This window comes from Pseudomonas sp. TE9122 (assembly GCF_056278925.1).
In genome coordinates, this window is record NZ_JBWBQI010000001.1 from 4660387 (window position 1) to 4671230 (window position 10844).

General features: G+C 50.0%; 9 protein-coding genes and 1 pseudogene. 7 read left to right on the plus strand and 3 right to left on the minus strand.

What is annotated here, in order from left to right; all coding sequences use genetic code 11:
• The first annotated feature begins 114 nt into the window (after positions 1–114).
• Positions 115–1083, plus strand: coding sequence for a DUF932 domain-containing protein (locus ACZ9BE_RS21010; RefSeq protein ID WP_476249892.1), 969 nt, complete (start codon positions 115–117; stop codon positions 1081–1083).
• A 277-nt stretch (positions 1084–1360) separates the two neighbouring features.
• Here the strand turns inward: ACZ9BE_RS21010 and ACZ9BE_RS21015 are convergent, their stop codons facing one another.
• Positions 1361–1669, minus strand: a complete 309-nt coding sequence (locus ACZ9BE_RS21015) for a helix-turn-helix domain-containing protein (protein WP_210624862.1) — start codon at positions 1667–1669, stop codon at positions 1361–1363.
• Positions 1670–1843: 174 nt separating this feature from the next.
• On the opposite strand from ACZ9BE_RS21015, the gene ACZ9BE_RS21020 reads away from it, so the two are divergent.
• The 6 genes from ACZ9BE_RS21020 (at position 1844) to ACZ9BE_RS21045 (ending at position 10410) form a co-directional block, all read left to right on the plus strand.
• Positions 1844–2476, plus strand: coding sequence for a hypothetical protein (locus tag ACZ9BE_RS21020; protein ID WP_476249893.1), 633 nt, complete (start codon positions 1844–1846; stop codon positions 2474–2476).
• 396 nt (positions 2477–2872) lie between these two features.
• On the plus strand, positions 2873–4036 hold the full coding sequence (locus ACZ9BE_RS21025; protein ID WP_440063228.1) for a DUF262 domain-containing protein: 1164 nt from the start codon (positions 2873–2875) through the stop codon (positions 4034–4036).
• The gene (locus ACZ9BE_RS21030; RefSeq protein WP_210624859.1) at positions 4029–5141 is read left to right on the plus strand and encodes a DUF3696 domain-containing protein; all 1113 of its coding nucleotides are present in this window, start codon (positions 4029–4031) and stop codon (positions 5139–5141) included. The genes ACZ9BE_RS21025 and ACZ9BE_RS21030 overlap by 8 nt, the downstream gene beginning before the upstream one ends.
• 3 nt (positions 5142–5144) lie before the next feature.
• On the plus strand, positions 5145–6047 hold the full coding sequence (locus ACZ9BE_RS21035; RefSeq protein ID WP_476249894.1) for a hypothetical protein: 903 nt from the start codon (positions 5145–5147) through the stop codon (positions 6045–6047).
• A gap of 1258 nt (positions 6048–7305) precedes the next feature.
• A complete protein-coding gene (locus tag ACZ9BE_RS21040) occupies positions 7306–9222 on the plus strand; it encodes a hypothetical protein (RefSeq protein WP_440063231.1) in 1917 nt (638 codons plus the stop codon).
• Positions 9223–9939: 717 nt separating this feature from the next.
• The gene (locus tag ACZ9BE_RS21045) at positions 9940–10410 is read left to right on the plus strand and encodes a hypothetical protein (RefSeq protein ID WP_210624856.1); all 471 of its coding nucleotides are present in this window, start codon (positions 9940–9942) and stop codon (positions 10408–10410) included.
• Between the two features lie 118 nt (positions 10411–10528).
• Here the strand turns inward: ACZ9BE_RS21045 and ACZ9BE_RS21050 are convergent.
• Both ACZ9BE_RS21050 and ACZ9BE_RS21055 read right to left on the minus strand, forming a co-directional pair.
• A pseudogene (locus tag ACZ9BE_RS21050) lies at positions 10529–10669 on the minus strand (transposase domain-containing protein); the annotation flags it as partial.
• The gene (locus tag ACZ9BE_RS21055; protein ID WP_210624949.1) at positions 10660–10758 is read right to left on the minus strand and encodes a hypothetical protein; all 99 of its coding nucleotides are present in this window, start codon (positions 10756–10758) and stop codon (positions 10660–10662) included. The pseudogene ACZ9BE_RS21050 and the gene ACZ9BE_RS21055, both read right to left, overlap by 10 nt.
• Positions 10759–10844 lie beyond the last annotated feature (86 nt).

The following is a 10844-nucleotide window of genomic DNA, read 5'->3' on the forward strand; positions in this document are numbered from 1 at the left end:
TCACCTATAGAACTCGCCGCATAACGTTGTTTTCTAGCCCTAAGCAATACATCCCAACCGTCCACTGCCGATTTTTCGGCGGGGTTCTCTTATGCACCTGAAAGGAAATTTCCGATGGCTCATCTCATTGAACAAATGGCTTACGTAGGACAAGCGCCTTGGCATGGCTTAGGTTCCTTACTTTCGCCGAAACAACCATTGGAAGTCTGGCAACGTGAAGCGGGTATGGACTGGCAGATTCAGGAAAGCTCAGTTCACTTCAAAGCCGACACTGTCAGTCACCTAAGCACCATTCACTCGTTCCCGGAACAAAAGGTTTTATATCGCTCCGACACCAAGGCACCGCTGTCAGTAGTATCCAACCGATACCAGATTGTTCAGCCGCGTGAGGTCCTGGAGTTCTACCGAGATCTGACCGAAATATCGGGCTACGATCTGGAAACGGCTGGAGTGCTGAAGGGAGGTAAAAAGTTCTGGGCGCTTGCCAGAACGGGACATGCAACCGCACTCAAAGGGAATGATCAGGTGAACGGCTATTTGTTACTAGCTACCTCATGTGACGGCACACTAGCCACCACCGCGACTCCTACCAACGTTCGCGTGGTCTGCAACAACACACTCACCATTTCCCTGAATGGTGCCAGTCACGCCATCAAGGTTCCACACAGCACACGCTTTGATTCGCAAACAGTGAAAAAGCAGTTGGGTATCGCTGTCTCACAATGGGACGAATTCATGTACCGAATGCGCACGCTCACGGAACGTAAAGTTCAGTGGCCTGAGGCTATGGGCTTTTTCATGGAAGTGCTATGTGAAACGCGCTCCGGGGACCCCATCCCCGAAGTGCTGCCAAATAAACGAGCTTTGGAAAAGGTGCAAAGCCTGTACGAAGGAAAAGGCCGAGGATCTGATCTGGAGTCTGCTCGTGGCACCGCATGGGGTTTGTTGAACGCAGTCACTGAATACGTTGATCACGAGCGCAGGGCCAGGAGCTCAGAGTACCGGGTAGATTCAGCATGGTTCGGTCAGGGGGCGGCAATCAAACAACGCGCACTCGACTCTGCTCTTCGATTGGTAGCCTAACGCTGTTCCCCCCACAGCTGCTTGAGCGGAGTGTGCTCAAGCAGCTTTATGCATCAAGGAAATCGCGATGAATGTAATACGCTTTATCGGTCTACTTTTTCTGTTTTTCGGAATACTGGCGAGCTGTGTCCTGGCCGTTTTGCTTGTGCTCATCCTGGCCCGCTTTTGGCCATTTTTGATCGCTGTGCTTCTCGCATGCCTAATATTTGAAATTGTCGCCAAGAAGGTTGAGATCGAGCGGCCTGCGAAGTCAGTCTGAGGGTGGAGCTATCAGCCGCTACTTTTCACCAAGCAACTCATCCAACCGACTCATAAGCTCCACGCGCTCCGGCGCACCCAGCTTATGAAACTTGGCTAGTAACTCCGCCTCGTCATCTTCAACGGCATAAAAAAACGCTGCCGGTACACTGAGCACCTGGCTCAAACGCTGGACAAAATCGGGAGCTGGAACCCGCTTTCCCAATTCATAGCGGTTCATGCGTGTACTCGCAGACATCTCATCCAAACCAGCATCCAACCCCAATCGCTCCTGCGATAAGCCCGCCTGCATGCGCGCCTGCTTTATGCGCTTTCCCAAGACTGACATTCACACGATCCATTTAGCAAAAAGGCATCGTGCATCCCTGTCTTTTGCCCGATACTACCGTTTTGGTAGTATTGCGGCCGACTACGTACCGAGCATGGTCTTTAGATGGATCAGATCCGTGAGAAAAGCCTCAAGACGTCACTAATTTTTTTCCTCTGATAGGAAGGCACCATCATGAAACACTCGCTATTTGCCATACTCCCACTCCTAATGGTTCTTGGCACCGCTACACAGGCTAAGGACGATGTCGCAGGCTGTTCTTTAATTCGGATAGATCAGTACTACGGCCTTAAGGAATGGGACTGCCGCGTTCCCAACAGCCCTGTCCGAATCAGCAACGTCTACACAGACCAGCAGGGCCAACAACGTGTCGAGAGTATAAGCAGCCAACAAAATGCAATGTGTGACGATCAGGGGATCTGCTCGAATAACGGTAATTTTGCTGGCAATGCACCTCCAGGCAGTTATCACTATACGTTCGACTGGTATCTGGGAACCGATACCAAAGGCAAACCTGTTTCTTACAGAAGAGGAACAGGGCCTGGTTTCGGCGGGAAATACTTCAACGCTTCTTCAGAGTCCGACCCTATAGACTCATCCCAGCACCTACCTGAAGTGGTCTGTATGCCGACAGCAAGTTTTAATTGCTCGGTTGACGGCATAGAGGTAGAAGATAGGGACCTACCTAAATATCTACCAATAGTAAAAGAGCAAGATGTTAAAAAGGCGGGAGGTAGCTGCCAAAGTGCTCCCTTATGTTACGACAAAAATATGATAATTCTTGGATTAAACAAAAAGTACTTCTAGTTCACTGAAAAAACACCCTCTCAATAAGCGCCAATCATTACCTCTGCCCTGGCGTAGAGAATGCCAGGAAAGCGGTTTTTCCCTGACGTAGCGGAGAGACGAGAATTGAATGGGTGTGTGCGCTATCTCCGATACCAGCAACGGATATCGTTTGAGTCTCAAATTTTGGGTGTCAGGGACGGCGCGGATTCATTCGTGCGGACCTCGCCCTATTGAGCCCCCGGGGAGAGCTCACACGATCGCCTCGCAATGGCTTCCAAGCCGTGCCAACTACTCCTTGAGCTGGTACTACACCAGCTCACTCAACGATGCAAATCAGTGCTGTAGGTCCTATAGTAGCCGCTACCGTGTAAACTCTGAGCGGGTGACTTTTTTTGCTGAAGAAGACAATTGAGCATGACTGAACGGCGAACTGTAGAAGAAATCACGTCATTCGGGGATTCGGCGGGTGTTGAGATTGAGAACGTCGCAAGCGGAGAGGACGTATCCATCGGCGAGCCGTTCAATCCCGATGACATCGATATTACGACACGGACAATGACAATAGATTTGTTGTTGTCAAGGATTGAGACGGGGGCTATTGATCTTCAGCCTGACTTTCAGCGTAGGGCCGGGATCTGGAATGAAAAACAGCAAAGCCGACTAATTGAGTCTCTTCTTTTAAGAATTCCACTCCCGACCCTTTATGCGGCCGAGGATGAAAATGAAGACTGGGCTATTGTCGATGGCATTCAACGCCTCTCGACAATAGTTAGATTTATTTCGCCAAGCTCCATCGGACTTCAACCTCTTCGTTTGCGAAAACTAGAATATCTCGGAGGTGATTTTGACGATTGCATTTTTGATGATCTGCCTGCAAGACTAAGACGGCGATTGAGAGAAACCGAGTTAGTCATACACCTAATAAAACACGGCACTCCCGACGAAGTAAAATTTAATATCTTTGCCAGAATCAACACTGGCGGCATGCCACTATCAGCACAGGAACTTAGGCATGCGTTGATCCCGGGAAATGCAAGAATCACACTTAGACGTTTAGCAGAATCAAAAAGCTTTCGGCAGGCAACAGGCGATAGCATTCGCGATGAAAGAATGGCGGACAAAGAAATGATTCTTAGGTTCATTGCCTTTAGACTGTCATCACCCAACTCTTATCGTGAGCGCGATTTTGATCGCTTCTTAAGTAACTCAATGCGCAACATTAATATTCTATCTTCACGAGCCTTAAAAAAACTTGAGAAGGAGTTTTATAAAGCGATGGAAACAGCGCATGCTATTTTTGACAACGACGCTTTTAGAAAACGTTACACATTAAAAGATAGTCGATACCCAATTAATAAAGCTCTATTTGAAACTTTCTCCGTCGCACTCTCTCTACTTACAGAAGACCAACACATCAACTGTATTAACAATGCGACACACATCAAAAAGGGCTTCATAGCTTTAATGCGTGACGGGGATTTTGATAGTTCGATATCTCAGGGAACGGGCGACGCCTCAAAAATTCGGCGAAGGTTTAGCTCCATAAAAAATTTAATTATGGAAAACGCAAATGACTAGGATGCTAAAGCTACACAATTTTAAAGCATTCAAAAACCAAGAAATCGAACTTCGCCCTCTCACAGTTCTTTCAGGACTAAACGGCAGTGGAAAAAGCACTACGCTACAGGCTCTAGCACTGCTGAGACAGTCTTTTGACGCTGGTTTTTTTAATCAGAAAGGCCTACTGCTTAATGGCGACTTAGTTGAGCTAGGGACAGGAGCAGACATACTTCACGACCAACATGACGACGAATTAATCTCCATAAAAATTAATAATCCTGATGATCAAAATTATTTTATCTATGAAACTTCATATCTCAGCGCCTCAGACATTTTACCGATAAGAGAAGCATACATTGTTGGCAATCCTATTCCCGGCTTCCTTGATAACGGCTTTCAGTACCTAAAGGCGGACCGAGTAAGCCCAGCAGTAAACTACCCTAAATCCCATCACGTGGTCAGCGATCGTCGATTTTTAGGAGCAAAGGGGGAGTTTACCGCCCACTTTCTTCATTGTTTTAGAGACGAAGTTATAAATGACCATATAAGGAGGCATCCTTCTACGAAAGCGACTGCAGGATTGCTTTCGCAAGTTAACGCATGGTTGCAGGAAATTTCGCCAGGAGCGAGAGTTAACGTAGAGGAAGTCCCAAGAACTGACTTTATGAGACTTGAATACTCATACGGAAACACCGCTGGAATCAGCGGCACGAACCTTTTCAGGCCTACTAATGTTGGTTTTGGATTGACATACGCGCTGCCTATCATCGTCGCGTGTCTCGCTTCACCTGCGGGAAGTCTGGTCATGATTGAGAATCCTGAGGCGCACTTACATCCGCAAGGACAAATTGCAATCGGCGATTTAATAGCCCGTGCAGCCTCAGCTGGGGTCCAGGTGCTTATTGAAACCCACAGTGACCATGTTCTTAATGGAATAAGAATTGCAGTAAAAGAAAAAGTCATTCCATGTACAAGCGTCGGCCTAAACTTTTTCCGACGCGACTCTGGCTCCTCTCAGCCGAGTCATCAGCAACCTGAAATTTCTGAAAATGGAAGACTGTCTGAATGGCCGGATGGATTCTTCGATCAATGGGATAAAGCTCTGGACAGGATTCTAGACTAGATTATGAAATTTCTCTCATTTCTAAACGACCTCTCTCATCATCAACGAGAGATCAGTCACGAACAGGTGAAAATTGGACTTCGTAGCTTAATAGTATTACTTCGCGCAATAAAACGCATACGTCCAGAGTTAGAATTACATTCATCAGTTCCCATTTCAGGAATTTCCTTAGGTGGCGCTCATACTCTGGCCTCTGTAGGGGCGGATGCTGACACTAGGGATGAGTGGCGTTTCATTCGTGCTCTAGACAACAAAGCCTTTGATTTAAGCCGCGAAATTGCTGACTTAAGTATAGAGTACGAATATCAGGGACAGCTATCCGCTGGATTAGGCTTAGCTCATCTTTTTGACTCTCTTGCCGTAAGCTTTACTTTTCCAGAGTGGGACTTGACTAGCATTGATATACTGCGCCGAGAGTTACAGGAAGACGAAGAGTTAAACGAGACTACCGTATCGGTTCGCCATGCATCAACACTTCAAAACCTGGAAATACTTAGACAGTGGTGCGCCACAATCCCCATCGAGCATGCAAAAGATGGAGAAGAACTATGGGCAAACAGGGAAGGTAACTTTCCTTCCCTTCGCTTTTTAGACCGAACCCAAGCACAAATACTTAGCCTCCGAGCGGGTTCTCCAGAGTTACATGCCATTTGTATTAGACTTTGGCAACTCGAGAGTGCCGCCCAACAGTGGAATCCCCGGACAAACCCGCTGCCAACGTTCCTCTCTCACGTCACACCTGAACATATTAGACGGAGAGCTCTTTGCTATTTTAACGACGCCAACGGTGAACGCTGCTTATACGACTTACATGCTCGCTACACTCCGGGCGCAGGACGAATACATTTTTTGTGCGATACAGCGCAAAAACTTATTGAGATAGCCCACATCGGACAAAAATTATGATCTACATTCTTGTAGTATTTTAATATTTTTTGTAAGAGAACAGGATCGTTTAGTAGTTTCTGTGGCCCGACCAGTCACAACACCATTCTAGCTCAGGGCAGATCATTTATGGAACGATGTTTTGGACAAGAGCATCTAGTTTTCCAAGTACGTAGCCGGTTCTAGCGCCCTGCATTATTGCGTAAAAAGTCCGGAGTCTCTACCTGACTCCGTTTTTATGCCGCTGACTACGCAACCACTGATCTAGAAAGTTAGAGTTCAGATGCTAGTTTTTGCTTTATATAGCGATGCAACGGTCGCGGTAGGAATGGCAGTTACCTGTCCTCCGCACAGATCCGCACGTGCGGAACTACCAAATACTGCTCCTGCCTCGAGTATGTGATGCGAAGCGATCCTCAGTATAAGGATGTGCATTTCTGGGTCTAGGTATGTAGAGCTCAGCAAGGCGACCGTAGCGTGAGCATTGAAGTCAATTAAGCTGGCTGCGACGTTTCAAGGCTTGCCGCCATAGACGGCAGACCGCCAGACGAAAACCACCAAAAACGTATCAAATTCCCGGCACCGCGTGGTAATTGACCTAACCCTCTCGTCCTACGATTTCTCGCAACAGAACAACTAAATTCAATCAGCATCTTCAAGGCATTGAGGGATAAACCGAACCTGACCACCTATCGGTGCAATATGCATGACTTGGGGTGGGGTTGATTCGCCATTTCTTACCAGTATCGAACTTTCATCGACTATCCTCCGCCAGCTTTAACGGGCGCTCAGAGCGTCTGTAGAAAATCACGTAGACGATTAGAATGAGCGCGAACCCGGACGGCTGGGGCCAGCACAGGACTTGCTCGCAGATGCCGACTTGGCACCCAAAGAAAGATGCGCGACGGTAAGGACGCTGGAGAGGCGTATGGAACCAGACGCACGTAGCACGTTAGGCCTGTTGATCGTCAGCGCCCGTGCTCAGTATCAATGGCACCGAATTGTTGTGAAGGTTTAACTGATCTTGGGTAAATCAGAATGGCAACCGCTGATGCGGTGGCAGCGGGCCGACCTCACTCGCTCTCTGCGTCGAAGCCGGCAGGTGCTACAACACTTTGATCGAGCCGCCCGTACCGAGCAGCAGGATTAGGGTTGGGCGACGCTCGCCTCAGTCTGAATATCACTCGATAAACCAGCCTTCAGTTAGCGCATTGATGTGGCTTTGTGCTATCTATGTGCCAGATCAAGCTCGGTTGCACTCCGGAGGACAAGGAAGCTCATGACAACATCCAAAGGGACTAACGCCACCTACCTTCGCCCATTCGCAAGCTTTCTGCTCTACGAGTGGGATACGCCACCGACGGCCCCGATGGTCGCTGCGGCATTGGCGGGGCTGCAAGCGCCGTTGACGTCAACCCTACCACTCAGCATGCGCGTCGTTGACGGAATCAGTGTAAAAAAACTCTCGGGTGTTGCCGCGTCCGCTTTCTACGTGGTGCACCACTCGCGCCCCGCATGGACGAATGATCCAAGTGTGGTGGACGTGATGCACCATACGGTCATCCTGCTGAGCTACAAGCGGTACCTGGGCGTTGTTGTATCTGATCATAGTCTGCGACTGATAGTTGAGCGTGAGCTGGCCAACCACTCCACGGTCAAAAAGCTGGACTCGGACGAGCTGGAGAATGCCTTGGTCAGGGAAACACCGCTACGGACGTTATGGCTCCGGTCTGCCCATCGCCCGAACCGACGCAAGGCCGACAGCAAAGTGCTAATTGGGCAGTATCTGCAGGAGGCGCTGAACCCGCTGGATGACCGCACCTTCACGTCGCCGTCCATGCGTGCGGAAGCGCAGTTGAACCCTGTCGGCAAGGCCTCGGTGGTGGGTGTCACGACGCAACGCTCTTACGTATGGCTGGGTCCCTGTCAAAGCTTTGCCGAGTTGCAGAACCTGTTCAAATCATTAGCTGATTATTTAACGCAACGCCGAAGCACTCAGCGCCAGGCCATCCCGGTGCTGGCAAAGTCAATGACACAGTCGCCCAAGGTTGGCGACGCTTTTCAAGCGTTTGATTTCTCTTTCCTAGCATCCTACGCAATTGCGGGCTTAGATCAGCCAACTCTCGCTGCGCTGGAGCACGCAGAGGCGGACTTGAGTATCGAAACCGTTGGCAGTGCTGACCAGAATTTCACGCTCGCGATAACTGACGCCCACCATCCCAATAGCCAGAGCCCTCAAGGACTATGGCACGTCGTTGTAGAAGTAAAACTCGGCGCTACCCGGACGACTGTGTCGGCCTCATTGAACGGCAACTCGGCGAGCTGGCCCTCCTGGGGAGTTTTCAAAATACTGTTTGATCAGAAGCATTTATGGAGCGTTTGGTATGAGTCTGGCCAAACGTTTTCCGATGGTGACTGGGTATGTGTCGATCCCCGTAACTCAGCTTACGACGGGGAAATCCTCCCGGTGACCTTTAATGATAAGCGGTGGGAGGTTAGCCAGGAGAAACCGCTTCTGGGTAGAAGTGTGCAGTGGGACGACATTGCCAATAGCACTGATCGCAGTCTGTTTTCGTGGTGGATACATGAGGGTTACGCTTTCTGTTTTCCATCGGTCAAGGGCCCATTCAGTCCGGGTGAATTCGCGCTCGCTCTATGCGACGACGGTGCAGGTGAAATCGGCGATTTCATCATGCTGGTCAAGCATGCGGGGTTCGCCACAAAGACCAATCCGTCTTCGCTGGCGGTCATCGTTGTGCATCTGAAGGGTGCCGCGAATAGTAAAAAGCGGGCGATGGCGCCCAAGCAGTATGAAGAGGTGCTGGGGCAGGCCACGAAGAACCTGAGCTGGATGCACTTGCCAGATCTCGCGACGGGCCTGAAGAAAGATTTGATGAGTGGCAAAAATCTATTGTGGTCTTGGAATGGGCAGGTTTTTGACAGAGTTCTGCAACATAAACAGAAGCTTGCCAAGAGCGCGCCGCAGCTCAAGATGCTGGATGAGTTTGATGGTCGGCGGGCTCATAGCTTTGTGATTGTGGTACAGCCTCACCAAGATGCAGATGATTTCATCAGCGCGATGGCAAAGTCGCCTGTTGATTACAAGACGCGACTATTGTCGACGTTGTTGTGTGCGGCAGACGGAGCATGTCGCGGATCGTCGGCGACGTTGAAAGTGGTGATGTCGAAAACGTAGAACAGCTAGCAGCCACGGTTGCACGTTACCCAATGTGTACTCCCGGTACGTTACTCCTCACTCGATCAAACGCGGTCTGAACACGCTTAAACGGCTAGAACGGGACCCACTTAAATATGTAAGTGAATTCCATGTCTTGGCTTACCAGCGCTGGGTGGATGACTTCGCAGAACGTATACGAATGAAATTGACGCAGGGCGCATTACTGTAAGCGTCTGCCGAAGTCACCTTGCATGACTTAGGCAGATAACACTGATGCGAAAGCAGTTGTGGTCTACTCATACCTACCCTCAGATCCGTCTGCGCTCGGCCGATACGGAGTAACCGGTGAAACGGAATTCATAACTGATTTGAAGTGAGAGCGACGAAATGGCAAGAGACAATTTTACCCCTGCAACCAAGAGCGCACTAGCGCGGAATGTCCACTTCCGATGCGTGTACCCGGGATGTCCGGCAGCCACCCATGCCTCCACCCCACATGGGGATAACGTCAATTTAGGCCAGGCTGCGCATATTTCAGCCGCTGCTCAAGGAGGACCTCGGTTTGACGACGAGTTGACTCCCGCGCAACGCAGAGCTTATGAGAACGGTGCGTGGCTCTGTGCCAACCACGCGAAGCTGGTAGACGATGATCCGCTAACTTTCCCTTGTGAAACCATAAGGGGGTGGCAACGTACAATGGAAGAGAGCGCGAGAGCCGCAGTTTATGGGGCACCGATGAATGCCAACTTCGACTTTTCCGAAATTTGCAGCAAGTTGGAGCTATTCCTTAAGGCTTGCAGGAAAGCAACATTCAGTATTTATCGGGAACCGAAATACATCCAAGTGCCCCGAGAGTGTGTAACCGCCATGCAGGAGCTGATCAGGCAATGCCCCAAAGACCATTGGAGACCGATACATCAGTGGCATTCGCTGCATCCAATCACGCACGCTATTCAAGTACGAGCCGTTAATGCGGTTCGGCGGATCTTCCACGAGGTAACGGATTACAACAAATGGTACAGCGATGGCTACACCTACGTGATACTAGGTGCAGCCAACACTTGGAACCTCACTCCTGCTGAGGACATCACGCGCGCAAATCATACGGCTGCTATCGTTTGTGAAGCGCTATTAGAGTTCACCGAATGCATTGACCATCTTAACGAGTATGCCGCTGGCAGAAGACATCCAGGCAACATCATGTAGTTTCGGCGGCGAATGGAACTAGTGTCGTATTTCGCACCTGCTCGGAGAATCTGCCTCGCCCAGTCGCGATGCTGAGTGGGGCACAACGTAAGCGTCTACCGAAGTCACCTTACGTAAGCTAGGTAGGCACCCATTGATGCGGCAGCAGTTCCCCGATCTCACTCGCCCGCTGGGTCGGCAGCCGTATCAGCATATCTTTGAGATAGCCATACGCGTCGTACCCGTTCATACGTGCCGACTGGATTAGGCTCATGACTGATCCCGGTAAAGCGGCAGCCACTTGCGAATGACGTTGGCGTTGATGCCGTGAGTGATCGCAACGCTGGAGATGGTCGCGCCTGGTTGCAGGCACTCCTGAACAACTTGAGCTTTGAACGGTTAGGGATGAGCTTCGTTGGCGCATGAAAATCCTAACGTTAAGGGCTATCGTGTCC

Bases quoted from the DNA above. Each gene is read 5' to 3' on its own strand.
- ACZ9BE_RS21045 (WP_210624856.1), top strand. From the start codon at position 9,940: ATGAATGCCAACTTCGACTTTTCCGAAATTTGCAGCAAGTTGGAGCTA.
- ACZ9BE_RS21015 (WP_210624862.1), bottom strand. From the start codon at position 1,669: ATGTCAGTCTTGGGAAAGCGCATAAAGCAGGCGCGCATGCAGGCGGGC.
- ACZ9BE_RS21020 (WP_476249893.1), top strand. From the start codon at position 1,844: ATGAAACACTCGCTATTTGCCATACTCCCACTCCTAATGGTTCTTGGC.
- ACZ9BE_RS21040 (WP_440063231.1), top strand. From the start codon at position 7,306: ATGACAACATCCAAAGGGACTAACGCCACCTACCTTCGCCCATTCGCA.
- ACZ9BE_RS21030 (WP_210624859.1), top strand. From the start codon at position 4,029: ATGACTAGGATGCTAAAGCTACACAATTTTAAAGCATTCAAAAACCAA.
- ACZ9BE_RS21035 (WP_476249894.1), top strand. From the start codon at position 5,145: ATGAAATTTCTCTCATTTCTAAACGACCTCTCTCATCATCAACGAGAG.
- ACZ9BE_RS21025 (WP_440063228.1), top strand. From the start codon at position 2,873: ATGACTGAACGGCGAACTGTAGAAGAAATCACGTCATTCGGGGATTCG.
- ACZ9BE_RS21010 (WP_476249892.1), top strand. From the start codon at position 115: ATGGCTCATCTCATTGAACAAATGGCTTACGTAGGACAAGCGCCTTGG.